General features: G+C 49.5%; 26 protein-coding genes. 6 read left to right on the forward strand and 20 right to left on the reverse strand.

Annotated elements, in window-relative coordinates; translation table 11 throughout:
- Positions 1-56: 56 nt before the first annotated feature.
- On the forward strand, positions 57-860 hold the full coding sequence (gene dkgB, locus ACLBLI_RS07195; protein ID WP_414830423.1) for a 2,5-didehydrogluconate reductase DkgB: 804 nt from the start codon (positions 57-59) through the stop codon (positions 858-860).
- A gap of 168 nt (positions 861-1,028) precedes the next feature.
- On the opposite strand, the gene ACLBLI_RS07200 is transcribed toward dkgB, so the two are convergent.
- Genes ACLBLI_RS07200 through ACLBLI_RS07210 form a run of 3 tightly spaced genes read right to left on the reverse strand, consistent with a single transcriptional unit; the run spans position 1,029 to position 2,707 of the window.
- The gene (locus tag ACLBLI_RS07200) at positions 1,029-1,562 is read right to left on the reverse strand and encodes a DUF1569 domain-containing protein (RefSeq protein WP_414830424.1); all 534 of its coding nucleotides are present in this window, start codon (positions 1,560-1,562) and stop codon (positions 1,029-1,031) included.
- Positions 1,559-2,413, reverse strand: coding sequence for a S1 family peptidase (locus tag ACLBLI_RS07205; protein WP_414830425.1), 855 nt, complete (start codon positions 2,411-2,413; stop codon positions 1,559-1,561). The genes ACLBLI_RS07200 and ACLBLI_RS07205 overlap by 4 nt, the downstream gene beginning before the upstream one ends.
- A gap of 39 nt (positions 2,414-2,452) precedes the next feature.
- Complete coding sequence (locus ACLBLI_RS07210) at positions 2,453-2,707, reverse strand: hypothetical protein (protein WP_414830426.1); 255 nt, start codon at positions 2,705-2,707, stop codon at positions 2,453-2,455.
- Positions 2,708-2,823: 116 nt separating this feature from the next.
- Between ACLBLI_RS07210 and ACLBLI_RS07215 the strand changes: the two genes are divergently transcribed.
- Positions 2,824-4,113 (forward strand): DUF445 domain-containing protein, encoded by a 1,290-nt coding sequence (locus tag ACLBLI_RS07215; protein ID WP_414830427.1) that lies wholly within the window; start codon positions 2,824-2,826, stop codon positions 4,111-4,113.
- 133 nt (positions 4,114-4,246) lie between these two features.
- On the opposite strand, the gene tmpT is transcribed toward ACLBLI_RS07215, so the two are convergent.
- The 5 genes from tmpT to recN form a co-directional block, all read right to left on the reverse strand.
- Entirely contained in the window at positions 4,247-4,885 is a 639-nt protein-coding gene (tmpT, locus tag ACLBLI_RS07220) for a thiopurine S-methyltransferase (protein WP_414830428.1), read from the reverse strand.
- Positions 4,886-4,962: 77 nt separating this feature from the next.
- Entirely contained in the window at positions 4,963-5,826 is an 864-nt protein-coding gene (locus ACLBLI_RS07225) for an oxalate:formate antiporter (protein ID WP_414830429.1), read from the reverse strand.
- Between the two features lie 303 nt (positions 5,827-6,129).
- Positions 6,130-6,798, reverse strand: coding sequence for a hypothetical protein (locus ACLBLI_RS07230; protein ID WP_414830430.1), 669 nt, complete (start codon positions 6,796-6,798; stop codon positions 6,130-6,132).
- A 178-nt stretch (positions 6,799-6,976) separates the two neighbouring features.
- A complete protein-coding gene (locus ACLBLI_RS07235) occupies positions 6,977-7,333 on the reverse strand; it encodes an outer membrane protein assembly factor BamE (protein WP_218312288.1) in 357 nt (118 codons plus the stop codon).
- A 144-nt stretch (positions 7,334-7,477) separates the two neighbouring features.
- Positions 7,478-9,160, reverse strand: a complete 1,683-nt coding sequence (gene recN, locus ACLBLI_RS07240; RefSeq protein ID WP_414830431.1) for a DNA repair protein RecN — start codon at positions 9,158-9,160, stop codon at positions 7,478-7,480.
- Between the two features lie 440 nt (positions 9,161-9,600).
- On the opposite strand from recN, the gene ACLBLI_RS07245 reads away from it, so the two are divergent.
- Complete coding sequence (locus ACLBLI_RS07245; protein WP_414830432.1) at positions 9,601-10,788, forward strand: AI-2E family transporter; 1,188 nt, start codon at positions 9,601-9,603, stop codon at positions 10,786-10,788.
- Between the two features lie 241 nt (positions 10,789-11,029).
- Here ACLBLI_RS07245 and nadK read toward each other — a convergent pair whose 3' ends face one another.
- The 5 genes from nadK to ACLBLI_RS07270 form a co-directional block, all read right to left on the reverse strand.
- Positions 11,030-11,905, reverse strand: coding sequence for an NAD(+) kinase (gene nadK / locus ACLBLI_RS07250; RefSeq protein WP_218312291.1), 876 nt, complete (start codon positions 11,903-11,905; stop codon positions 11,030-11,032).
- 68 nt (positions 11,906-11,973) lie between these two features.
- Complete coding sequence (locus ACLBLI_RS07255; protein ID WP_414830433.1) at positions 11,974-12,741, reverse strand: 3-hydroxybutyrate dehydrogenase; 768 nt, start codon at positions 12,739-12,741, stop codon at positions 11,974-11,976.
- On the reverse strand, positions 12,741-13,823 hold the full coding sequence (locus ACLBLI_RS07260; protein WP_414830434.1) for a polyhydroxybutyrate depolymerase: 1,083 nt from the start codon (positions 13,821-13,823) through the stop codon (positions 12,741-12,743). Before ACLBLI_RS07260 ends, ACLBLI_RS07255 begins: the two co-directional genes overlap by 1 nt.
- A 23-nt stretch (positions 13,824-13,846) precedes the next feature.
- The gene (locus tag ACLBLI_RS07265) at positions 13,847-15,058 is read right to left on the reverse strand and encodes an E22 family MetX-like putative esterase (RefSeq protein ID WP_414830435.1); all 1,212 of its coding nucleotides are present in this window, start codon (positions 15,056-15,058) and stop codon (positions 13,847-13,849) included.
- 11 nt (positions 15,059-15,069) lie between these two features.
- Positions 15,070-16,365, reverse strand: coding sequence for a GntP family permease (locus tag ACLBLI_RS07270; protein ID WP_414830436.1), 1,296 nt, complete (start codon positions 16,363-16,365; stop codon positions 15,070-15,072).
- Between the two features lie 188 nt (positions 16,366-16,553).
- Here ACLBLI_RS07270 and ACLBLI_RS07275 point away from each other — a divergent pair, with 188 nt between their 5' ends.
- From ACLBLI_RS07275 to ACLBLI_RS07285, 3 genes are all read left to right on the forward strand, one after another.
- Positions 16,554-18,857, forward strand: coding sequence for a TonB-dependent receptor (locus tag ACLBLI_RS07275; protein WP_414830437.1), 2,304 nt, complete (start codon positions 16,554-16,556; stop codon positions 18,855-18,857).
- Positions 18,858-19,085: 228 nt separating this feature from the next.
- On the forward strand, positions 19,086-19,727 hold the full coding sequence (locus ACLBLI_RS07280; RefSeq protein WP_414830438.1) for a response regulator: 642 nt from the start codon (positions 19,086-19,088) through the stop codon (positions 19,725-19,727).
- Between the two features lie 139 nt (positions 19,728-19,866).
- Complete coding sequence (locus ACLBLI_RS07285) at positions 19,867-20,337, forward strand: nuclear transport factor 2 family protein (protein ID WP_414830439.1); 471 nt, start codon at positions 19,867-19,869, stop codon at positions 20,335-20,337.
- 156 nt (positions 20,338-20,493) lie between these two features.
- Here the strand turns inward: ACLBLI_RS07285 and ACLBLI_RS07290 are convergent, their stop codons facing one another.
- From ACLBLI_RS07290 to ACLBLI_RS07320, 7 genes are all read right to left on the reverse strand, one after another.
- The gene (locus tag ACLBLI_RS07290) at positions 20,494-20,796 is read right to left on the reverse strand and encodes a hypothetical protein (RefSeq protein ID WP_414830440.1); all 303 of its coding nucleotides are present in this window, start codon (positions 20,794-20,796) and stop codon (positions 20,494-20,496) included.
- 170 nt (positions 20,797-20,966) lie between these two features.
- On the reverse strand, positions 20,967-21,209 hold the full coding sequence (locus ACLBLI_RS07295; protein WP_414830441.1) for a hypothetical protein: 243 nt from the start codon (positions 21,207-21,209) through the stop codon (positions 20,967-20,969).
- 251 nt (positions 21,210-21,460) lie between these two features.
- Positions 21,461-21,976: a GNAT family N-acetyltransferase gene (locus tag ACLBLI_RS07300; RefSeq protein ID WP_414830442.1), complete on the reverse strand. Its 516-nt coding sequence runs from the start codon at positions 21,974-21,976 to the stop codon at positions 21,461-21,463.
- Positions 21,963-22,235: a hypothetical protein gene (locus tag ACLBLI_RS07305; protein WP_414830443.1), complete on the reverse strand. Its 273-nt coding sequence runs from the start codon at positions 22,233-22,235 to the stop codon at positions 21,963-21,965. The genes ACLBLI_RS07300 and ACLBLI_RS07305 overlap by 14 nt, the downstream gene beginning before the upstream one ends.
- 96 nt (positions 22,236-22,331) lie before the next feature.
- Complete coding sequence (locus ACLBLI_RS07310) at positions 22,332-22,787, reverse strand: N-acetyltransferase family protein (protein ID WP_414830444.1); 456 nt, start codon at positions 22,785-22,787, stop codon at positions 22,332-22,334.
- Positions 22,788-22,800: 13 nt separating this feature from the next.
- Positions 22,801-23,241, reverse strand: a complete 441-nt coding sequence (locus ACLBLI_RS07315) for a YqaA family protein (RefSeq protein WP_414830445.1) — start codon at positions 23,239-23,241, stop codon at positions 22,801-22,803.
- 126 nt (positions 23,242-23,367) lie between these two features.
- A complete protein-coding gene (locus ACLBLI_RS07320) occupies positions 23,368-23,736 on the reverse strand; it encodes a hypothetical protein (RefSeq protein WP_414830446.1) in 369 nt (122 codons plus the stop codon).
- Positions 23,737-23,860 lie beyond the last annotated feature (124 nt).

Raw genomic sequence — 23,860 nt, forward strand, 5'->3', positions numbered from 1 at the left:
TCTGCTTTTTATGGCGTAACCAGTTGTCCATGCAAACAGATAACAAGGAGATCAACATGAAGGACATGCCTCAGCTTGGTATGGGTACGTTCCGACTGGAAGATGATGTGGCCAGACAATCGGTAGTTGACGCGTTAGATATCGGTTTTAAGCACATTGATACCGCGCAGTTTTATGGCAATGAAGAGCAGGTTGGCGACGCGCTGCAAACTGCGGGTGTCGAGCGAAGCGATGTATTTGTTACCACCAAAGTCTGGTGGGAGTCGTTAGGCGAAGACCATTTCATTCCCAGTGTGCATGAAAGCTTATCGAAACTGAAACTTGAGCATCTTGATTTACTGCTAATTCATTGGCCGTATCCCGGCGATGACATTCCGATGGAAAGTTATTTAAAAAGTCTGAAGCAGGCGAAAGACGAAGGGCTGACCCGGCATATCGGTGTCAGTAACTTTACTATTGCACAGATGCGAAAAGCGGTGGAGATCCTGGGTGAGGGTGAAATCCTGACTAATCAGATCGAGCTTCATCCGTTTATGCAAAACCGACAGGTGGTGCAGGAGTGCCGCGATCTGGGCATTGGCGTCACCGCCTATATGCCATTTGCGGTTGGCAAGGTGATGGACAATGATGTGCTGAAAAGCATCGCTACGGAACATAACGCGACACCTGCTCAGATCGTGCTGGCATGGATGGAAAAAAAGAATATCCAGACCATTCCGTCTTCGACTAACAAAGACCACCTGAAAGACAACTTTGATTACACCAAGGTTGCATTAACCGACGACGACGTTGAGCGGATTGACAATCTGGACAACGGTGATCGCATTGTCGATCCGGACTTTGCGCCGCAGTGGGATTAACTAAGGAGCCGCTCTACGAGTGGCGTTTTTTCTTTTCTTCCAGCGCTCTGCCACTGCGTGGCGTGAGCGCTGAGCTTGACGAGCTGGTGATCATTCTTTGAGAGTTTCACTTGATGATGTCACGCTGTTGCCAGTGCTTTCAAGGAGGCGGTGGAGAATGTTGGTAAGTCAGGCTTTAAAAATCGCGGCGTCAAGATGGTTATAAAAATGCATCACGTGGGCGATTTCATAGTCGGCTTTTGTCAGTTTACCATAGGCGAAATGCTCGTGAAGCTCCCCAGTATGCTGCTCAAATGTAGCAAATGCAGACGCTAATCTCGCAATTGCTGGTTGCAAACGTGTTGTTACGTCAATCTCTGGCGCACCAGGTATCTTCTCATTCAGGCTATGATGCATCCGGCCTTTTGCTGCAAATGCTGTAAACGCGAGCGCCCCGGCAGTCTGCTTGAAAGTGTCTGAACGATGTTCAGGATAGCCTGACAACGAGTACTCAATACTCTGTGCACAATGAACCAAAACCTGAGGCAAATTCCACTCGCCATTAATGCCCACCACATTTTCTGCAAGTACCGACAATGTCTGCATTGCGGCATCCGTGGTGAGGGGGCGTGCGCTTCCTGGGATGTAAGTCCAGGTCAGTGTGCCAATTCCTGCAAATGCCAGCCCGGCGCCGCCAGTTATCAAGAATCGGCGGCGGTTCACGGTTGGTCCTCAGAAGCTTTCGGCAATGCAATTTGTTTACATACGTTGCCCAGCGTGTCACGCGTCAGCCCTGCTGGTAGAGTATGTAATCTGGTTTTGGCAAAATCTGGTCGGTCGGCCTCGGTGGCCCCTATCACGTTGTTGATCCACTCGATGTGCGCGGATACTCGCGTATAGACCTCTCTGATCCCATAAAGTCCGATAGCTTCGCCCTGAAAACGGGAGCTAATTCCCACCAGAACAGGGCGATTATCCTCAGTAAAATAGGCCGGACCGCCACTGTCGCCGCCGCCGGAGACGCCTTCCAGCGGCAAGGCGTTTTTCCCTTCATCAAATAAAAAGTAAAGCAGGCGTTCTGTTACCTCACTAACCTGATTTTGTGCTTTTCGAAGCACACCGTTATTTTCAAAGTTATCAACAATTTGCCCGGTTTTCCCGTTTCCTGTGCCGCCAGCGCCGATAAACCATAATCGCATACCCTGTTCCTCTTTGCCCTCATACAACGCGGCAACCGGAATTCCGGCAACGGGCGAGGTAAGCTGAACCAGTGCAATGTCATGGTTTTTTCCAGGAGAGTAGTCGGGATGGATCCACTTTTGTTTTACTTCAGCATGGTGGCGATTGACTTTAATCGTCGCGCCGGGTGTTATGCAGAATGTTGCGTGAGCAGCGGTGAGGATCCATTGCGGCGCGATAAGCGAGCCGTGCGCACCGTCAACATAGAAAGTTGCCAGCGAAGGAAAGTCGCTGAGTGCCGCCTGGTACTGCGCATCGTTCACATCATGACGAATAATAATGGCTTCAGCAGAGCTTGCCAGCAGGCTTATTGCAGCCAGAATCCATGTTTTCATGATGTGATCCTTCGATGGAAGTAAACAACTGGTACTATGCTAGCGTAATCGGGGGGAAAGTACAGCTGTATAACCCGCCGCCAGCATCGCGGGCCTGAAGCGTCTGGCTGTAGCCTGTTTCCGGTCAGAAATCACCGGTGCGATAATGACGTCCGGCGTTGCCTTCATCGAATACCGGCAATATGTCAGATTGCGCGCTATAACGACGCCGATAAGGAGTTGCTGAAGTAACCGCATTGCCTGCCATTGCAGAACCATCAAATGATCGTTGCTGGCAATCCTTTTTCTGATCACCTTCTCGAATACCTCAGTAGATTTAGTACGAGTACAAGGTATTTATTAGTGTTTTCGGTAGAAAAGGAGAAGGGAAGCCCATACATTACTAAGAAGAAAGTCGCATCGGAGTGGTAATGAACAAACAGGCCCAGTTGAAAACAGCGAAGCGACAGGCGTTATTATGGCTTTGCGGTGCGGCGGTAATTTTTGTGCTGGTAACAACGGTGCAGGTTTTGTATCCCGCTTATCAAAACAGCTTTTTTGCAGGCCTTGTCAAAATGGCCGCCGAAGCGGCGCTAATTGGTGGTCTGGCAGATTGGTTTGCGGTGACAGCGCTGTTTAAACCCATTCCGGCGAGATACCCCATCCCACACACCAATATTGTTGCCAGCAATAAAAAAGCGATCGCTGAAAACCTCTCAGACTTTGTGAAAGAGAAGTTTTTTAACCCTATGGCGATTGAGTCGCTGATAGCGTCGAGTCATCCGGCAAAAGGCGCGGGAAGATGGCTTAAGCAACAGCCGCATGCGGATAAGCTCGCCCGGTATCTGTGTGACACGCTGGCGGGGTTTCTGCACGTGTTCGATGATGCGCCGGTGAAGCAGTTTGTGATGAACGCCATTCGAAAAGGCATCAATAAAGTCGACCTGGGGCCTCTGGCGTCGGGGACGCTTACGATACTGACCCGCGACGGCAGACATCAGGTTGTGCTGGATAAGCTGCTGCATAAGCTGGCAGTCATGTCGCAGACTCCAGAAACTCAGGATGTGATAGCAGCAAAGCTTTATCAGTGGTTGAAGACAGAACATCGACGGCTGGAGAAGATCCTTCCCAGCCAGTGGCTGAGCGAACAGGGTGCCAATGTCGCCGTAAAAGCGCTGGCGGATATTCTGGCTGATATTGACGAGGATCCTGCACATCCACTCAGGTTGGCATTCGACCGTCAGATTGCCACTTTTGCAGAACAACTGGAGACCGATCCGGTCTACTTGCAAAAGCTGGATGATTTCAGACAGCAACTGCTTGAGAACGACACGCTTCAGCAATATCTGCTTGCCGTGTGGAACGATGTTAAGACCTGGCTGGACAGGGATTTAGCTGACCGGCAGGGCAAAAGTCATAGTGTTATCGCCGCGGCACTGCGTGAGATAGGAAATGCAATTGATGACGATCCGGCATTGGCGGCCTCTATTGATAAACACATCGCTGAGGCCGGACGTTACATGGCCCCGGAGTTATCGGATTTTCTTACCAGCCATATCCGCAAAACAATTGAAGGCTGGGACGAAAAAGATATGGCGCAACAAATAGAGCTGAATATCGGCAAAGATCTTCAGAAAGTGCGTATCAACGGAACTATTGTAGGCGGCTTGATTGGTGGTGTGCTGTTTTTCATTGAACAGGGCATTGGCTTGTTAGGGTAGTGGCCTCACTTATTATTGGAGTGTTAACGCTTACAGGCTGGTTTGCGTCTGTTATGGCAGTCACGTTGCAGGCACTGGAGTCTGTGCCATTTGCAACGTTAGTGGAAGAGCCTTTACGTCCCTTGCTCAACTATTATCTGGGAGTGAGATAGTACACATCGTTTTTCGCCTCCACTTTGCCTTTCAGACCGCCTTCAATTTCTTCACTTTCGCACCTCGTTACCGTGTAGTGGGCCTCATAAAGCGAACGTACTGTGTCTTCAGGGGTGGCGAAGGGAGGTCCAGGCATAACGGTCTGGTCGTAATCAACACATATCAAAAATTGTCTGGCTTTGTTGGTCAATGACATAAGCTGTTGGGTATACCGCACCCGCATGGTATCTGGCAGGGCAATAAGTGCCGCGCGATCGTAAACGCTGGTAATATCGCCAATCTGCTTTGCGGTAAGCGCAAAAAAATCGCCAACAAACACGGTTAGTCCGGGAATATGGTAACGCTTATGACTGGTATCCTGTGTAATCTCTGGGAGCTCTCCGAGCTCTTCAAATAACTGCGTGATGGCCAGTTCGCTGAGTTCTGCGGCAACAACGTCGTAGCCCTGCGATAGGAGGTAATGAATATCACGTGTCTTTCCGCACAGCGGCACGAAAACTCTGGGTGAATCAGTCGAAGAAAGGAAGCCATGATGCTTCACCAGGTACGGGTTTCCCTGCGCCTCATGAAACGCAATTTCATTGTTCTGCCATTTACTGATCCAAAAGTCGTGCTCCATAGCGTACTTGTGCTCCTGATTTAACGAACGATAACAACAAAGACGCAACTACGTCTCTGTCGTCGCACCTTACCTGACTACTTTACTACAGGCGAGCGCCGGGTTTCTTGTGCAATAGCGTCTTTTATCGCAACTTCAGTAAATTGCATGGCAGCTTCCTGTGCCTGGTTACGACATGTCAGCGTGCTGATATCAGTGTGGTTGTTACGGAGCTGCAGATACAACGCAGCAATCGTTCTTAAGGCTTCACCTAGTGACGACGCGTCAGAGAAGCACAACGACGTCGTTAGTGTCGCGGCCACGTTCGGTACCAGCGCTTCCAGCCTGCGCAGGCCGTTTGCTTCAAATCCCGAGTTCACTTTTGCCAGTGGCCCGATTACGGTTTCGCTCACAAAACCAATAAGCGCATGACATTCCAGGTGCTCACCCCTTACAAGTTTTGTGGCTCCGTAGTGTAGCCAGACCCAAAACCTGTCTTCGAACCACTGAAGTGTGGGGACCGGATAATGAGCGTCATTCTGATAGAACTGAGACAACTGCTTGTCGTTTCGTTCCCACAGTACAACAGGCGTGTCTACTCTTTCAGATACGTCTGGAAGAGCAACAAATTTCAGGTCCACATGAAGTAACTGGGGAAGCGCGAACAAACAAATTAACAAGCGTGATTCGCCAACATGTTCACCGGTAAAACTGGTTAGCAGGGTACCAATTTGCTCAGCAAACTGTGTTCTCTCCTGCATCACAGCGTCAAAGTGATCAGGGTGAATGGCTAAAATAAAATCGAGATCGCTGTAGTCATCAAGATTATCTTCAGCGCCCGAGCCAGAAAGCGACACACCCAAAAACCTGGGATCTGAGGCAGCACTTGCAACAACATCATTGATTACTTTGCGCTGTTGCTGATTTGCACTGGATGGCAGATTTTGAGTTGTTACGCTCATAATACTTCCTGTTTCAGTTGTAGAAGGGGAGTTTTCGTACTCCGTTGCTTTCGAAACAATGTCCGAATATACAGATGTTGAAGCTGTATTTCATTGCAAAGAGGGACTGGTGCAAAATACGGCAATCATCAGATAAACATAAATGACGGGATAGTGTATTAACAGCGCGGTTTATAAGTTTCACTTGCCGGTTTGGAATAAACGCATCAGAAAATTACCCGATCGTTTATCGGAGATTATGTCCTTCACGAAAAAGCCCTCCATCGGAGGGCTTTAAGTTAGGTAGCAGGCGACTGCAAAAGTTTACTCGTCGCTGTATTGGCGCTTCACCTTGCCAAGCAGGGCATCGTTCTCGATGTCCAGTTTCACTTCGCGGTGAAGTATGATCATACCTTCCACTTTTGATGACGCGTCTATATGCAGTGTAGGAACGCTGCTATCCCAGTTCCAGTCACCATGTGTCTCTTCGTAAACGATATCACCAGCAACCAGTGTGTTATCTTTTAGTGTGATATCACCATTAACAGTTTCAACATTTCCTCGTACAACAGACTCTTTCAGTGATATGTCGCCGTTAACGGTTTCTATGTCGTCACCAATTTCAGCGAATCTGCCAAGCAGGACATCACCGTTAACCGTTTCGATATCTTCTGTGACGCGCAGATTCTCACCGGCTTCGATATCGCCATTTACTACTTCTGCTGAACGAACCGAGACGTTATCACCCAGCTCGATGCCACCATTAACTGTTTCCAGATCTTCAGCTGTAACATTATTGCCAATATCGATACCGCCATTCACTGTGGATACATCGCTGACCACGCGTCCGTCACGAATATCAAATCCACCCAGAACGCTGCTCAGGTTGGCACCATCGTGATCAGCGTTATCACCACCAACGTGAATAACGCAGCCAGAAAGTGTCATGCCAGATGCAATAATGGCGCTAAGTAGAAGTGTTTTTTTAAACATGAGTGTGAAACCTGTTTTTATTTATCGTTACCAGCCTTAAAGCAGGCGTTGTGCCAATAAATAAAAGTATATAATATCAATGACTTAACAGTATTTCGGGAAAGGAGATGGGATGGGGCGTTAGCCCATTACACAACATTTTCGTGTAATGGACTATTATCGCTTGATATCTGTGCGCTTACTGATCCAGTGGTGTATTGAAGTCTTCCGAGAGTTCAAAATCACCCTCAACATTCGCCACTTTATTGTCTTCAAATGTAATGATCATTTGTTTTTGAAAGTCTTCACCACGCTTGGCCATGCCGCGTTTCATGTCGTAAACATAGTACCAGGTGTCATTATCGAATGAGTCTTGTACCACTGGGCGGCCCAAAACATAAATAACTTGTTCTTTGGTCATGCCAATACGCAACTTCTCTACATCGCGCTCATCAAGAAAGTTACCCTGAGGGACGTCGATGCGATAAATCCAGTTTGAACAGCCAACAGCGGTGAATGTGAACCCGAAAAGGAGAACTAATTGATACAACTTCATGCGTGAGTTAATTCCAGTCATTGCTTTTTTATTGGTTGCGTTACATTTTTTGTCAGCACTCATCTTGCCGAAGACAGCGCAATAACGCAGTTTTTGCAGCGCGAAGGCATGCTACCTCGACAAGTATGACCAATCAACCGCTTATTAGTTCGATTCTGCGCTTTTCAGCAATTCCCTGGCGTTCGCTAACGCCGATTCCGTTACTTTATCACCCGCCAGCAAGCGAGCCAGTTCATCTACGCGATCCTGCTGGGTCAGAGCCAGCATACGTGTTTCCGTGCTCTCACCATCAGTCAGTTTGGTAACAAACAGCTGATTATGTGCCTGTGCTGCTACTTGCGGAAGGTGTGTTACGCACATCACCTGGCTGCGTTTTCCCAGTTGCCGTAATAAATTGCCCACTATCGACGCTGTCGGACCACTGATACCCGTATCCACTTCGTCAAATATCATGGTGGGAACAGCATGTTGATCGCTGGCGATTACCTGAATTGCCAGACCGATCCGGGATAATTCACCACCAGATACCACTTTATCCAGGCGATCTTTGGGTTGTCCTGGGTTGGTCGATACAGTCATTTCGATGGCATCCAGACCTATTCCGGCTGGCTTGCGAGTGTCGTCGTATTCTATTTCAATGGCCACTTCTGCATGAGGCATATTCATTTTACGAATTTGCCCCTCTATTGCACTCGCCAACGCGGAGGCAGCCTGTTGACGTGACTCAGATAGGGCTTTTGCTGACTGCAAATAACCAATACGGGCATTTTCCACGCCGGCAATCAGATCATCAAGCCGGCTTTCCTGCTCGCCAAGTTCTGCAAACTCTGCAGCCAGAGCCTGGTGATGAGCGTACAGTTCTTCGGGCGAAATCATGTGTTTGCGAGCCAGTTCCATAGCTTTACTGAATCGAGCTTCTACCTGTTGCAGCCGCAGAGGATCTATTTCTAAATCGTCGCAGTAGCTGCGAAGCTCGCCAGAGGCTTCTTCAACCTGAATTGCTGCGTCATTCAGCATCGCAATGATTGGGGTCAGCGTAGCATCATGTGCTTCTAATTCGCCTAAGCGTTCAATGCTATTCTGAATCACTGAGAGCGCGTTGCCTTCATCACTTTCATATAAATGATAAAAGCTGGTTTGTGCCTGTTCGAGTAAGTTCTGGCCATTGCTAAGTCGTTTATGTTCTGTTTCCAGCTCTGAAAATTCGCCTTCTTCCAGCGCAAACTCATTCAGTTCTTCCACCTGATAGCGCAAAAGCTGTATGCGGTCTTCACGTGCCTGGGCCTGTTGCTGCAGTGTAGTAAGCTCGGTTTGTAATGCGCGCCAGTTACGGTATGTAGTCGCCACATCGTTAAGTAACCCGTTATGACCGGCAAAGCTGTCGAGCAGCTGCCGCTGGTAGTCTTCTTTGAGAAGTTGCAAATGCGTGTTCTGCCCATGAATGGCGACCAGAAACTGCCCGAAGCTTTTCAATTGCTGTAACGAAACCGGGGTACCATTAATAAAGGCTTTGGAACGACCTTCTTTAGAGATGACACGACGGATAAAACAGCTGTTGTCTTCTTCATCATCCAGCTCGTTCTCTTCCAGCCAGTGTCTGGCTGCGGCATTGCCATTCAGTGAAAAGTGGGCGATGATTTCTGCTTTTGCGGCGTCTTTTCTAACCGCTCCCGCATCTGCGCGTTCACCCATGCACAGGCTGAGGGCGTCGATGGCAATGGACTTACCGGCCCCGGTTTCACCCGTAATCGCCGTAAGCCCATCTTCTAAATTTACCGCAAGCTGTTTTACTACAGCAAAGTTTTTAATAGAAAGATGCGCTAACATAAACTTACTCGATGTTTATACAGTATGTGTAAATATATACAGTATTTTTGTGATGTAAAGAGGTGGCTGTAGTATTTTCACAACTGGGTGACTGGTTTGTTTGGTAACGTGTTGAAATGGCAATGCTTTCTTTATCTTTAAGACGCGAGTAAAAGAAATGCAAAACAGGGTAAAAACGTATTAACGACATTAAACATGGTTGTTTGAACGAGTAAAGTAAATGTTTTTTTGTCTGTTGGTGCCTTTCATATACCCCTGCGCATTCTTTTTCTGTTCCACAGGCTTACTCCGCCTTCTTACGAATTTATGCCATAGTAAAGCGTTAAGATAGCTTGACCACACAACTTATGGCGCGTTCCTTGCTGTATCTTGCCTGTCGGGCTCATAACGCTGGCAAACCCGATACCATGCCAGGTGCAAAGAAAAAGGATAATAAAAAAATGCAGACAAATAACGATAAGCCGGGCTCGTCCTCTGTATCCGTGGAGAGTGTTAGGGAAGCCCGACAGACAAGGCTACTGAAAATTCTGCTGTTTATGTCTGTCATCTACACACTGTATCTGGCGAAAACCTTGTTTGTGCCGCTGGCGTTTTCTGCCTTTATCGCACTATTGCTAAGCCCATTGGTGACGATTGCGCGAAAATTTTATGTCCCTCGCGGGGTGTCTGCTGTTGTGCTGATTGGGTTACTGGTCACGCCCTTCACTTTGTTGGGTATTCAGCTGGTTCAGCCCGCCGAGCGCTGGATGGAGCGCTTACCCACGTTATCGGCAGAAGTGACAGAACATATCGACGAGATCAGCGAGAAGTTTGAAAATAAGCAAACTGAAGCAAAAGAAATCGTGAATCAGAAAACGGAAGAGGAAAAAGGCTTTTCGCTGTTTGGTTGGTTTGACGATGATGAGGATGAACAACCCGTTGCTGAGCCTCCTCAGGAGCCCGAAAAAGAAGAGAGTACGGTTACCGGAAAAATAAAGCAGGGCAGTTTGGAAGTCTTACTTGAAACTCTTGCTGCCGCGCCGTTTCTCATTGCGCAACTACTCGGCAGTATTATTCTTATTCTCTTTCTGCTGGTATTCGGGCCGTCTCTTTTTAAGGTTTTCGTCCAGGATTTTCCGGTGGTGAGCGACAAAAAGCGGGCTATTTTGTTGGTAAGCCAGATTCAAAGGCGGCTGTCTAACTACATTCTTACTATCAGCATGGTTAACGGTTTGTTAGGTGCCGTCACTGCAACAGTGTTTTTTATTCTGGGTATCGATGATGCTTTGTTATGGGGAGCGCTGGTTGGCTTACTGAATTTCGTGCCTTACCTTGGCGGAATGGTTAGTACCACCATTCTTGTGGTAGCCGGCGCTGTCCAGTTTGGTCTGGTATCTATGGCCTTTTTCCCGGCGGCGGTCTTTCTGACGATAAATATTATTGAGTCTCAGTTCGTAACGCCGGCGGTGCTGGGCAAACAATTCCGCTTAAATCCACTGATTATCATTGTCTGGCTGGGGATAATGGGCTGGTTGTGGGGCGTAGCGGGGGCATTGCTGGCCGTGCCGATTCTGGTGTGCGCCAAAATCATTCTTGAGCACCTTGGCGTTAAGACGCACTGGGTTAAATTTCTGGAGTCTTCAGGCTAAATTCTACCTGCTTTTTCAGACAAAAAATGCCACTTACGCGAGTTATTGCTCAATACTGACTTCGCAGCGCAATAGCATGCGCTTTCACTGTACCGCTATCAAGGCAATGCTATGCAAATAACCCTGTAGATAGTTGCAGTGAGTGGCAGCGTAATGTCTGGTTGTGTCTTGCTTGCCGGGCAGGAAGGTGTCTTCGCCGCGCAAGCGTTGTTGCTTCAGATTCGGTATTCGGTGGCTGCAGCTAATATAGCTTGCTGCCCCAGCCAAGTTTGTTTCTGAGAACCGTAAAGTAGTTATAGCCTTTGGGGTGTACCAGGCTAAGTTTATCGGCACTTTTGTTCACGCGGATTTCATCGCCAGGCAACACCGGCAACACAATATGGCTGTCGCAGCTTACCTGCAATGAATCGCTGTTTACTTTAGATACTTTCATCGACACTGAACTGTCGGCATCTACCACGATAGGGCGGCTACTCAGGGTATGCGGGAACATGGGCACCAGTGTCAGCGCGTCCAGTTTAGGCATAATGATAGGGCCGCCACCGGAGAGTGAGTAAGCCGTGGAGCCGGTAGGTGTGGCTACAATTAATCCATCGGAACGCTGGCTGAAGACAAAATGGCCGTCGATGTAAATTTCAAATTCCATCATGTGGGCGACTTTGCCGTGGTGAAGCACCACTTCGTTTACAGCAGAGTTATTGCTTTTCAGTTTTTCATGTCGAAATACGCCCACTTCCAGCAAAAAGCGCTCTTCGACAATACATTGTCCGTCGAAAATTAAGTCCAGCTGTTCGACAATATCATCGGGATTGATGTCGGTAAGAAATCCCAGGTTGCCCCGGTTCACACCCACCACATGAATATCAAAGCGGGCCAGCACGCGGGCCGCACCCAGCATACTGCCATCGCCACCAACCACTACCGCTAAATCGGCCTTTTTTCCAATACTTACGAGGTCGCAGGCGGTGTGAGGGAAACCTTCGATATCGGTAGAAATTGACTCTTCCACCAATAATTCGCAGCCGCGTTTCAGCAGATAGTCTGCAAGCAGGTTCAGGCTGTCGTGGGTGCCGGTGTGTTGTGGCTTACCTATCAAACCAACGGTTGCGTAGGGCATAAAATGCGAATGTCCTTTCCACAGTAATGGTCAGGACATTAGCACAGTTTTTCTTAATATTAAAAGCGTTAGCGGGCCGTCCAGCCACCATCCAGGATCATTGTCTGGCCTGTGATGTTGCGAGCACTTGGACTAATCAGGAACTTCGCGGTATCGGCAAGCTCTTCCACACTGATGAAACTCTTCTTCGGCATAGGCTCCAGCATGATTTTATTCACCACGTCTTCTTCAGACATGTTGTTTTCTTTTGCCTGAGCGGCAATCTGCTTTTCTACCAGTGGCGTTTTTACGTACGCAGGGCACAGGGTGTTAATGGTAACGTTGCAGTCGCCGGTTTCCAGTGCAATGGTTTTCGCAAAGCCCAGCAGGCCATGTTTTGCAGCCACATACGCTGACTTGTAAGGAGAGGCTATCACCGAGTGAATCGACCCCACGTTCACAATGCGTCCAAAGTCCCGTTCACGCATGCCGGGCAAAAACGCCTGGGTAAGCAGGGCAGGGCCAACCAGCATAATATTAATAAGTTGTTGCCACTTTTCCGGTGGGAAGTCTTCAATTTTAGATACGTGCTGAATACCCGCGTTATTCACCAGCACATCTACCGGTGTGTCTTTTAACTCGCTGGCCAGTTCACCCACTCGCTTGGCATCGCATACGTTTACTTCTATGGCCTGGGCACTGCCGCCCTGATCGCTGATTTTATCGGCGGCAGACTGCGCGGCATCCAGATTGATGTCAGCAACAATAATGTGATGACCCTCTGCGGCCAGCGATTCTGCAATACCAAGTCCAATGCCGCTGGCACCGCCGGTGATAAAGATATTTAACGGTTTCATTATTCGATTCCTTTACCGGATAGCCCTTCGATCATAGATTTAACCGCCTGGATCTGTTGTCCGTCACGGGTGGCATAGTCTTCTGAGGTATAACCCCACCAGTCCCAGCAACCCTGAGGGTTCAGCGGCATAAACATCGACTTTTTGGTCTGCGGATAGATAACAACCATACTGTTGTCATCAGCCCAGCGATTTAGTCCTGTACCGGTCACATAAGCGTCATCCACCGCGTCTGCGTACTGATTACAGCCGTGGAAGCTCACATGTACCTGACACGCGTTGCCGTTGGTATTTTCACCCGCGCTTGCATTGGCACCATCACTGCCATCACTTCCGGCTTCACAGTTTTTCGGAACATAGACAAAACCCAGCTCACCTAAGGTTTTCGCATTGTCTCCGGCGAGTTCGGCTTGTCTGAAGGAATAGACGTTTCCACTTAGCGTATCGTCTGGCGCTGTCAGTGAGTCGTACATGAAATTCAGCATCTCACCGGCAGCGTCGTATTCACAGGCACCAATAAACGGGCTTTCCGAGGTAGTACAGCTACCGCCGTTGTCCAGCGTAGGGAAGACATGGGCAAAGGGCTTGTCGTTGACATAGGTCACCTGAGTTTCAGGCACCAGCATAGTGTACTGCGTGTGCAGCAAGTCGCTCACGTCACTCATAACTCGGGTATCGGCGGTGCCGTGCAACAGCCATACTTTGCTGTCTTTAAGGTTCTCCAGTGGTGCAATTTTACCGCGTTGCGCCCAGTCTTTCGCTTTGGCACTCAGCGTATCTAAGTTAACCGGGCTATCCATTTTATTGACGCACTGGCTAAGCGCCGTAGTGATATCATTTTGCCCGCAATAGTAGGGTCCGGCGGCAATGATACCGGCCCCTTTTACCCAGTCGCTGTAAGCCATATGAAACTGGTTAGCCATATAGCCGCCGGAAGAAAGACCAGATACCGTAATGGTATCGGTATCCAGATTGAGCGGCGGTACCGGCTGAGTGCTGGCGTTTACAACGGTGGTTGCCGACAGGGCCAGAGCTATACCTGCGGCTGCTTTCGTTACGCAACGGGTGATCGCGTTCATCATTCGATTCCTTTTATTCTCTGCTTTTATTCTTCAAGAAAAGCGCGCAGGGCGTCTGCCTGCTCCTTAATATCAACCACACCCTCAAGGTGTCCAAACGACCCTTTCAGAGTATCAAACGTACTGTTTTTCCCCTGCGTTACAAGCATGTCGTGCGTATCGCGGGCAAGGTAAGGCATGAGTAACAAATCGGTTTCAGCGGGCAAAAAGAAGGTTTTGGCTTTAACGTTCGCCAGCCCGGTTTTCAGATCGTCGTTGTGACCGGCAACATATAACTGACAGGCACGAACCAGATAAAGCAGGTGGTTAGCATCCATTTTCTGTGCGCGGGTCGCTGCGCGGTCGAACAACCAGTTTACAATGCTGTGAGACGCGCGAATATCATTAAGCGGTGCATCCTCAAGTGCGCTGTAACCGAGGCTCTCTCCCTGCGTAGCAAAGTACTCAGGGTGTAACGCTTGTTGTGTGATGAGCGCCAGTGACGCTGCCAGTCCTTCATTCGGCGCATTGTCGGGAGTGTAGTTACCGTCGTTCCAGTTTTTATCCAGGCGTATGGGCATGGCCCATTGTTCGAGTGCGGCGGTAGTCCAGGCATCGCTTTGCCCTGCACCAATCACCGACACCATACGTGGCACCCACTCAGGATAAGCGGATGCCCAGTCTAAAGCCTGCATTGACCCCATCGAAGGCCCCACGATAGCGTGCAGTTTGCTAATGCCTAGGCTTTCCAACACGGCCTTTTGCACATTCACAAAGTCACGGATAGTGACTACCGGAAAATCTAGCCCGTAAGGCTTACCGGTGTCAGGATTAATGGTGGCGGGGCCGGTAGTGATCACGTTGTCATCGTAGGCATTGAGGTTTGCCAGCGAGTCTACGCTCACCACGAAAAAGCGGTTGGTGTCGATGGCTTTGCCCGGACCGATAATCGCATCCCAGTAGCCGGGGGCGGCATCGTCAGCGGCGTATTTGCCTGCCGCGTGAGAAGAGCCCGAGAAAAAATGCGTGATCAAAATGACGTTATCTTTGGCCTCATTCAATTCTCCGTAGCTTTCCCAGCCAACGTTGACGTTTTTGATGGTTTTGCCGCCAAACGTGGTAAACGTCGGCAGCGTAAAGCGCTGCTTTTCAACCAGTAAAGTGTCGCCTGTGGCAGGTGACTGGGCGATAGCGCAGCCGCTTAATAGCCAAAGCAGGCAAGTCAGAGCCCAAATAGAAACGGCAGGGCGACGAGACATACATTCTCTCCTTAGAAAATACTAAACAGGGCAATGGCCATTGCCAGACCAATCAGCGGCACGATGACCGTAAGTGCTGCCACCGAGCCGTAGGCGGCTTTATGCGTTTCCTGACAAATAGCACGAATGGTGGTGACAACATAGCCGTTGTGCGGCAGAGAGTCCAATGCGCCAGAAGAAATGGCAACAATGCGATGCAGCTCTTCTGGTTCGACGCCGCGGTCAAGATAATGCGGGCCAACCAGCGGTAACACAATGGCCTGACCGCCAGATGCCGATCCGGTAAGGCCGGCTATCACGCTTACCGCAATGGCCGCGCCGATTAGCTCGTTACCGGGAATGTGGGTCATGATCTCTACCGTTTGCTGAAATGCCTCAGTGTTTTTCGCTATCGCACCAAAGCCCACCACCGCTGCGGTGTTACCAATGGCAACCAGGGCGCCCGTGGTGCCCAGATTAACTGCCTTGGGTAAGTCATGAAAGTGCGAAAAGTTAATTGCCATCAGTGACAGCACGCCACCGGTTAACGCAACTATCAGCGCCATGTGGCCAAGCGCATCATGTAGCAGGAATGACAACACCAGCACTACCAACAACGGAATCAAACCTGTGATAGGGTGCGGATAGTCTCGTTCCGGAATTTCCGGGTCGGTCTCACGCGCTTCAAAATGCTCGCCGTTGGCAACGGCTTTGCCAATCATGCGCTTGAGCCACCAGTAACCGAAGCAAGCCATAAAAACTGCCACAACCAGACTAACTTCCCAGGCGGCAAATGGCGAGGTACCTAAATACTTTATTGGGATCCAGTTCTGGATTTCCGGGGAACCGGCAGAGGTCATGGTAAAAGTTACCGAGCCAAAGGCCATGGTTGCCGGTATAAAACGACGGGGCAGGTTAGCGTCTTTAAACAGACTTAGCGCCATCGGATACACCGAAAAGGCGACCACGAACAGGCTAACGCCGCCATAAGTGAGAATGGCACAGGCCATGACAACAGCCAGTACTGCCTGTTTAAAGCCGAGTTTGTCAATAATCCAACGCGCGACAGAGTCGGCAGCGCCGGTGTCTTCCATGAATTTACCGAACAATGCGCCAAGCAAGAACATAAAGAACCAGGACGCAATGAAGCCGGTGAACCCGCTCATGTAAGTTTCGACAAAGTTTGTGTCACCCACGAACATGGGAATATGATTAGTCAGCGCCACGATTAATGCGCAAAGTGGTGCGGCAATGAATAAATTCATTCCCCGAATGGTCAGCACAATAAGTAATACCAATCCGCCGACCAGGCCGATCAAACTTAACATAATGGTTTTTCCTTTCAAAAAATCTGTGACCGCAGATCTTCAGGAACGCTGCAAATTGTGGATGCATAAGGAGAAATTGCCCATAGTACGATGGTACTACATACGGAATCAGGGAACTGACATACATTACATACCGACCGCACCCTTCAGTTATCGACATTGAATATTTAGAAGAATAGGGACACGTTATGTCATACACACAGAAGAAAACGCATCGCTTTAATCGCTCGCTATGTGCAGCGGCTGTTGCCACAGCTTGCTTATCTGCGCCCGTTGCTATGGCCCAGGAGAACAACAATGATGAAGCTACCAAGGGCAAACTGGAGCGCATTGAAGTAACAGCACGTAAAACGGTTGAATCATTACAGGAAACGCCGGTAGCAATTACCTCTATCGGTGCGATGGAGCTGGGCGAAAAGGGCATAGAAGTACTCACCGAGGTACAACAGTTCTCTCCAAACACTACGCTTCAAACCAGCCGGGGTACTAACTCTACGCTTACTGCGTTTATTCGTGGTTTGGGTCAGCAGGATCCACTCTGGGGTTATGAACCCGGTGTTGGTATTTATGTCGATGACGTGTATATCGCACGTCCACAGGGTGCAGTATTAGATTTATTAGACGTTCAGCGCATTGAAGTTCTGCGTGGCCCTCAGGGCACGCTTTACGGGAAAAACACCATTGGTGGTGCGGTGAAATATGTCACCAAAGAAATGTCTGGCGAGCCGCAATTCACAGCGCAAGCGACCGTAGGTAGCTATAATCAGCGCGATGTTAAACTTACCGGTCAGTATCCGCTGGTAGAAGACACCGTTTATCTGGGTGTAGGCTATGCCAATCTGAACCGTGATGGTTTCGGTGAATACCTGATTTCCGCGCTGGAAGGGCAGGACAAAGAAAACTACAACAAAGACTTGTGGGCAGCCCGCTTAACGCTGGAAGTTCATCCAACGGATGACTTGTTCTTCCGTCTGGGCTGGGATAAAACCGAAGACACGTCCAACGCAAAAGGCGGATATCGTCTCATCCCCAGTATCCTCACTGATGCACCGGTGCCAGACTCAAAATACGATTCTTATACCAGTCTGCCGACCTGGAACAAGGTTGAACTGGAAGGGTATAACTGGTTAGTACGTTACAATATGTCTGACGCCCTTGAACTGAAATACATCGGCTCACACAGAGAGAGTTACTCTCCCACTAACATCGATTTTGATAACACCCAGCTACCAATATTCGATGTGCCGGCAGAATACGATGACTCAAACGATACGCACGAACTGCAGGCGAACTATCTGGGACAGAATTTTACGCTGGTATCCGGCCTGTATTATTACGACGGTGAATCATGCGGTAACTTTGATGCTGTACTGGGAATTCTGGGACAGTCGCTGGGCGCGTCGGGTCTGACCCGTGAGGTGACAGGCTGTAACAACTCAGAAAGCTGGGCAGCATACACGCAGTTAAACTACGACATTAACGATCAGTTATCGGTTTCTGTAGGCGCCCGCTACACCGACGAAGAGAAAACCGCGTACGTTAACAACGGCCTGGTATTTGCCAATGTGTATCCGTATTCAGGCTGGATTGACGGGTATGTGCGTCCGGAAGGTGAACTGGTACCACAGGTGCTGGGTACTGACACCGACGGTGACGGCGTGCCGGATGCCCCTGCCGTAGAAAGCTGGTCGCGCTTTACCCCGCGTTTAGGCGTGGAATATCAGATGAACGATGACACCATGTTCTTCGCCAGCTACTCACAGGGCTTTAAATCAGGTACGTTTAACCCGCGTGCGCAAACTAACGAGCCAGGCGTTTCTCCTGAGATTGTAGACAGCTTCGAAGTGGGTATGAAGAGCGATTTGACTGACACCTTCCGTCTGAACGCAACGTTGTTCTCATACGATCATAAAGATCGCCAGTACATTGGTATTGAGGGCGATCTGTCTGACCCCACTGCGCTTGACCAGCGTCTGCGCAACGCCGCAGAAACTGCAGCGAAAGGGTTAGAGCTGGAGATGACCTGGGTAGCAACAGATAACCTGCAATTCGATGTGGCCTACGGTTACATTGACTTTGAAATTAAAGAAAACAACGCCGTCCCCCCGCTTATCGGCCTGGCAAGCACACCGGAAAACACGTTCAACGTAGGTGCAAACTACCAGATGGTAACAGATTTCGGCGATCTGATTTTCAACGCGAACTACTATTACCGTGGCGATTATCTGTTGTTTGAAACCAGCGACCTGATTGAGCAGGACGGTTACGGACTGGTGAACTTCTCCGTGCGCTGGGAAAGTGTGGAAGGTGACTGGTACGCCGGTCTGCATGGTAAAAACCTTACCGATGAAGAATATCTGGTTGGGGGATATGACTTTGTAACTATCGGTGAGGACGGCAGCTATGGCCCGGGTCTGGGTGGCGACACCACCCTGATTGGTTACTATGGCGACCCACGTACCGTTCACCTGACAGTGGGCTATCGTTTCTGATAGCTTAGGCGGTAAAGCCGCTTTCATCAGGGGCGGCCGGTCAGCGTTGCGTTGTGTGTTCCGCGGTACTGTCTGGCTGACCTGATGAGAACCACTGGCCTGAGTCGTGCGTTGACGCAGGCTAGTTATCGCAAAGAAAAGGTGGCAGTCGCCACCTTTTTGCGTGTCGAAGGGCAAAGCGCTATGATGCCCACACAATAATGATAATAACTCTGAATGAACCCTCTTATGCAAGCGAAAGTGCTGATAGCAGACGACCATCCTTTGTTTCGTGCCGCCATGCGCCAGGCGCTGGCAGATATTGTCGGCAATGAGATAACCGAAGCGTCCAGCTTTGAGCAGGCCCGGCAATCTTTACTTGATGATGACGATATTGAACTGGTGTTTCTGGATTTGAACATGCCAGGCAACGAGGGGCTCACCGGTTTAAGTGAACTTCGCACGCAATTTCCCAGTGTGCTGGTGGTTATTGTTTCTGCCGAAGAAAACCCGGTAGTGATCCGTAATGCCATCGCGCTGGGCTCCAGCGGCTATATTCCCAAATCCACCCCGTTGCCGGTGATTTCCGAAGCGGTAAATCAAATTCTGGAAGGCGAGCAGTGGTTGCCACCGGGGCTTGATGAGTCATTACCTGAATATGAAAGTGAGCACGAAAAGCAGTTTGCTGAAAAGCTTGCCCAACTGACGCCGCATCAGTTCAAAGTACTGAAAATGATGGCAGAAGGCTTGCTCAATAAGCAAATTGCTTACGAGCTGGATATCTCAGAGTCTACTGTCAAGCAGCATGTGTCGGCAGTATTACGCAAGCTTGGCGTCATCAACCGCACCAAAGCTGGCATTATCTTTAAGCAGGTGATGGACAGCGACTAATTTCCGCGCCGGGTCGCGCACCGTTTACCTCTGCACCGCAGTGTGAAATCGATGGCAAACACGGCTGCTTACATTTACTTACCCAAAAACACACCCTTCTTATTTATGCTACTTGCGATGAAAACAGAAGGATATACCAATGCTTACTACATCAATCCGCCGTGCATGGATACTCGCCGCGGCGTCCTTACTATCCAGTGCTGCGCTTGCTAACCCGTCATTATCCGATGTGATAAAGGCGCAGGATAAAGCGTTGTTCGATGCGTTTAATCAGTGTCAGCCTGATATCTGGCGTCGATACCTGGATGAGAACGTCGAATTTTATCAGGACAATGATGATCCTACTTTTACTCGTTCTGAGCTTGAGCCGTCATTCTTAGATCGGTGTAAAGAGGGGGGCAATGCCAATCTTATTCGGGAGTTTGTGCCCGAGTCGCATGAAGTGCATCCCATACAGGGCGTTGGGGCCGTGCAGTTTGGTAAGCATCGCTTTAGCCTGCAAACCGACAGCGGCGAATGGCAGGTTGTCGCAGAGCCGCGATTTGTTCATTTATGGGAAAATGATGGCAAGCAATGGCGTGTTATCCGCGTTATCAGCTACGATCATTAATTCCATTCCCTGAGCGGCCTGACGCAAAATCCGGATTCAGGCCGCCATTTTTCTTCAGCGCGTATTGTTATTATTTTTAGCTGGCGCAGCTTTTCAGCACGCGTAAATGTTAATAATGGGCTTTTTGTCCATTATCGCTGTGCGCTGCAGCCTTGATTATGGTCGAGGTCCAATTACTGCGGTACCAATAAAGCTTACCGGTATTCTCTCGGGGTTCGTTGCTGCGGGCGTGAATGTGTCTCTGGGCATGGCGTCTATCATCTCCTGCGTCATAAACCCCTTAGGTTGCGAGCTAATGAGTGTTTTTTCAACCACGTTTCCGTTTGAATCGATTACGGTCTTTACCTGCCACTGACCAGCCCCTTCAGGGAGCCAGTCAGGACGCTTGCTCAGCATCTTAGTTTTTGTTGGGGCGGTAACCCAGTATGCCGATAAGTCTTCAACCTTAATCTGTTTCACTGGTGCGTTAAATTCAGCAACCGGGACCATTGGTCTCGCTGTTGAAGACGGGGCAGATTGACAGCCAGCTATAGCGGTCAGTATGGCGACAATTAAAAACGCTCTAATAAGCACTCCTTGCAGTTTCTCATAAACCTGACATGTCTGTTTTAGTATTGCCAGTTTTCCTATTATTTGTGGTGCGTTGCGGTTGAAGGACACGTGGAACTGGAAAACTTATAAGTAACGGTGAGCTTATGCGCCGGCTCAATGGCTACCAAAGTGTTGTCTTTGCTTTGCTCAATATCAAGACCTTTCTCCCGCAGCCGGGCTATGGCTTGAGTGCAGGACACGTCGTTTGAAAATGTCGGGATGGCTGATTGAATGGCAAGTAGTTCGCCCACCGTGATCCCTGATGGCGCCTCAATTGACATGACAGGTTCCCCTTGAATGTCTTCGCGATCAATTTTCTTTCCATAAACCTTTATATTGTCATTTTGGGTCGGTGGGCTGGCTGTGGTGCTGCATCCCGCTGATACTATGCTAATAAGTAGCAACCCAATACAAGCGAGGCGGTGATATCGAAGAGTGGGGTAAATGTCCAAAACGCGTCCTTATATTATTTTTTGCGGCAATAGGGCAAGTGGGGAAATAGTTAAATACACCAACGGAAATAAGTCATGCTTCAGCGCTGCTGCGAGACAATGTAGCGGGCTACCGTCGCAGTATCCAGGGAAACTATGTCCAGTAACTCACCGCCGCAGCGTCTGATTGTTGCCGCTGAAGCGGCGTTGTCTGCGTAGCAATGGATATGCACATCATCAATACCGCGCTCTCGGGCAATATCTACCGTTTTTTGCATTAAATATGCACCCCACTGCTGCCCTCTGAACGACGGGCGGATCCCCAGACCAATATGCCCTCCGGCCTCTTGTAGCCCTGCATTCAGAAAATGACGAAGGTTGGATACGCCTGCGAGTACACCATCGATAATTAACCAGTATGTCGTGCTGGGCACATAGCCTTCAGGCAGGTGTCGTCCCGCAGCAAAATCCGCGATTTTTGTCAGCATAGCTGGGAAGTCGCTGTGGTCAAAATCCAGCGGGAAGGGGTAGCGCTCTTCTTCACCCAGTTCGTCGATATACTCACAATAACTTTGCTGGTAGGCAATATCAGGCAGAACAATCTTAATGGCTGTCATTGTCGTCAGTACCTGCACGTTCCGATGCGCCACGCAGCGCCATCCTGCATCGAAAACTGCTTATCAGGGTATAAATTACGAGTAATCCACAAATCACCGCCACAAAGCCGGCAGGGGCAAACATCAGTACCACACCGGATTTATACCCGGCAATAGCCATTACACTGCAAATAATGCAAATAGCGCCTTCAATCAACAAACTCTCCCATGGCAGCGAATAGTCGCTGTCTATCGGGCGGGCATAGTGGTTAATTTTCATCGCGTACTTCAGTCCTTAGCGTTTGGGTGTGATAAGCGCGGCTGTGTCCTTTGTCCGCGTGATAACACCATCATAACGCAGTGAAACGCCGCGGTATTAGTTTTTCTTTTTGTTTTCAGCGTCTGTTTGCGCGGGGTAGAGAAGATGATATGCCAGTGCATCTTCATCAACCTTATGAAAACCCAGGCGCAGATAAAGCTGCAGGGCAGGGTTGTCTTTTAATAGCGATAGCGATACGCCGGCGTCCGGGTAGGTTGTTATGAGTTGTCTGAGGATTTGCGTCCCGTAACCGCGGCTCTGAAAAGGGGGCGCAATCTGCAATTGCAGCACGTGTACCGGAACCGTTGAGGCGTTGTATTTGAGGGCGCCTATTTTAACGCCGTCCCGTTCAATGATATGCGCAAGCTCATACCGGTACAGCACTCGCTGCATATGTTCTTCTGAGGACAGGTTGCGTCCGGCACGCTGAAGATGCTCACTCATCGTTTGTTCGCGTACGGTTAGAAGATAAGGAATATCCGACGGAGTGGCTTGAATAAATGAAAAAGACATAAATCAGGGCCTCTCAGGCAGGCAGCACAAGATAGGCAACCACGACATATCTGGCAAATTTTCCCGTGGTAACCAGTATCAGAAATCCTATTAGAGGTATTCGTAGCGCCCCGGCAATAACAGTCAGTGGATCGCCAATCACTGGTACCCACGCAAAACACAGCGATACCAGGCCGTATTTTCGGAATCGCTGCTCGGCAACCTCATATGCAGCATCACTCATCCGCAGCCATTTTTGCACCACCGGCCTCGCGGCCCACAATCCAAGCGCGTAATTGGTTAACGAGCCTAGTACATTGCCCGTGGTAGCCGCCAGCACCAATGCGGTGGGAGACTGTCCTGATAACAATAACGCACTTAATACCAGTTCACTGCTTAAAGGCAGAATAGTCGCTGCCAGAAATGCCGATATGAACAAACCCGGAACGCCCCACTGCGCGAGTGCTTCCATCATGGTGCAACGTGCCAGTCTGAGTGAGCAGGCGCGGTACCTGGCGTTCTCCTTAGCGTATTAATCGGGCGGGAATGCAGAAATTGACCGCCAGCTGCATTGCATGAAGCGTCACGCGTTTGTTGTGCGTTACACATAGCCTGCTTCACGATAGCGCAGAAAACCCGCTTCGGTGAGCGTTTGTAACTCAGTAAACAGTGGCTCATCAATCTGTGAAAACTGAAAGCAGGATTTGCCCTGCATTCTGCTTTTAAGCGGTGCAGATATCTCATCGAGCAGTGCGGGAAATACATAGACAGGCATCAGGTGATAGCTTACATAACGCTGCTTAATTTGCACCGCGCCAAAAAATAATGGCTTTTTGTTTTTCATGACGTGATGCGTATCGAGCCAGTAGTTATCGGAAGTATCCGCTGTGCACTGAAGGTGTGGCGCAAAAGCGCTTAAAAGCGGCCTGAGTTTGTTGAACACAACCGCAAAGGTATCCGCTGATGCCATCAGGTCTTTCCTTTTAGTGATAACGATTACAACGTTATATTCTCAGTGATGCCACGTATCCGGGAAGCGCTCGGTGGAGGCCGCTGCTAATAAGGGCTGGCTGTTCCACCAAAATAATAAGCGT

This window comes from Alteromonas sp. H39, from assembly GCF_047556435.1.
Lineage (GTDB): Bacteria > Pseudomonadota > Gammaproteobacteria > Enterobacterales > Alteromonadaceae > Alteromonas.

What these genes read in the sequence shown, in the direction of transcription:
- dkgB (WP_414830423.1), top strand. Translation starts at nt 57, where the DNA reads ATGAAGGACATGCCTCAGCTTGGTATGGGTACGTTCCGACTGGAAGAT.
- ACLBLI_RS07205 (WP_414830425.1), bottom strand. Translation starts at nt 2,413, where the DNA reads ATGAAAACATGGATTCTGGCTGCAATAAGCCTGCTGGCAAGCTCTGCT.
- ACLBLI_RS07215 (WP_414830427.1), top strand. Translation starts at nt 2,824, where the DNA reads ATGAACAAACAGGCCCAGTTGAAAACAGCGAAGCGACAGGCGTTATTA.
- tmpT (WP_414830428.1), bottom strand. Translation starts at nt 4,885, where the DNA reads ATGGAGCACGACTTTTGGATCAGTAAATGGCAGAACAATGAAATTGCG.
- ACLBLI_RS07225 (WP_414830429.1), bottom strand. Translation starts at nt 5,826, where the DNA reads ATGAGCGTAACAACTCAAAATCTGCCATCCAGTGCAAATCAGCAACAG.
- ACLBLI_RS07230 (WP_414830430.1), bottom strand. Translation starts at nt 6,798, where the DNA reads ATGTTTAAAAAAACACTTCTACTTAGCGCCATTATTGCATCTGGCATG.
- ACLBLI_RS07235 (WP_218312288.1), bottom strand. Translation starts at nt 7,333, where the DNA reads ATGAAGTTGTATCAATTAGTTCTCCTTTTCGGGTTCACATTCACCGCT.
- recN (WP_414830431.1), bottom strand. Translation starts at nt 9,160, where the DNA reads ATGTTAGCGCATCTTTCTATTAAAAACTTTGCTGTAGTAAAACAGCTT.
- ACLBLI_RS07245 (WP_414830432.1), top strand. Translation starts at nt 9,601, where the DNA reads ATGCAGACAAATAACGATAAGCCGGGCTCGTCCTCTGTATCCGTGGAG.
- nadK (WP_218312291.1), bottom strand. Translation starts at nt 11,905, where the DNA reads ATGCCCTACGCAACCGTTGGTTTGATAGGTAAGCCACAACACACCGGC.
- ACLBLI_RS07255 (WP_414830433.1), bottom strand. Translation starts at nt 12,741, where the DNA reads ATGAAACCGTTAAATATCTTTATCACCGGCGGTGCCAGCGGCATTGGA.
- ACLBLI_RS07260 (WP_414830434.1), bottom strand. Translation starts at nt 13,823, where the DNA reads ATGATGAACGCGATCACCCGTTGCGTAACGAAAGCAGCCGCAGGTATA.
- ACLBLI_RS07265 (WP_414830435.1), bottom strand. Translation starts at nt 15,058, where the DNA reads ATGTCTCGTCGCCCTGCCGTTTCTATTTGGGCTCTGACTTGCCTGCTT.
- ACLBLI_RS07270 (WP_414830436.1), bottom strand. Translation starts at nt 16,365, where the DNA reads ATGTTAAGTTTGATCGGCCTGGTCGGCGGATTGGTATTACTTATTGTG.
- ACLBLI_RS07275 (WP_414830437.1), top strand. Translation starts at nt 16,554, where the DNA reads ATGTCATACACACAGAAGAAAACGCATCGCTTTAATCGCTCGCTATGT.
- ACLBLI_RS07280 (WP_414830438.1), top strand. Translation starts at nt 19,086, where the DNA reads ATGCAAGCGAAAGTGCTGATAGCAGACGACCATCCTTTGTTTCGTGCC.
- ACLBLI_RS07285 (WP_414830439.1), top strand. Translation starts at nt 19,867, where the DNA reads ATGCTTACTACATCAATCCGCCGTGCATGGATACTCGCCGCGGCGTCC.
- ACLBLI_RS07295 (WP_414830441.1), bottom strand. Translation starts at nt 21,209, where the DNA reads ATGTCAATTGAGGCGCCATCAGGGATCACGGTGGGCGAACTACTTGCC.
- ACLBLI_RS07300 (WP_414830442.1), bottom strand. Translation starts at nt 21,976, where the DNA reads ATGACAGCCATTAAGATTGTTCTGCCTGATATTGCCTACCAGCAAAGT.
- ACLBLI_RS07305 (WP_414830443.1), bottom strand. Translation starts at nt 22,235, where the DNA reads ATGAAAATTAACCACTATGCCCGCCCGATAGACAGCGACTATTCGCTG.
- ACLBLI_RS07310 (WP_414830444.1), bottom strand. Translation starts at nt 22,787, where the DNA reads ATGTCTTTTTCATTTATTCAAGCCACTCCGTCGGATATTCCTTATCTT.
- ACLBLI_RS07315 (WP_414830445.1), bottom strand. Translation starts at nt 23,241, where the DNA reads ATGATGGAAGCACTCGCGCAGTGGGGCGTTCCGGGTTTGTTCATATCG.
- ACLBLI_RS07320 (WP_414830446.1), bottom strand. Translation starts at nt 23,736, where the DNA reads ATGGCATCAGCGGATACCTTTGCGGTTGTGTTCAACAAACTCAGGCCG.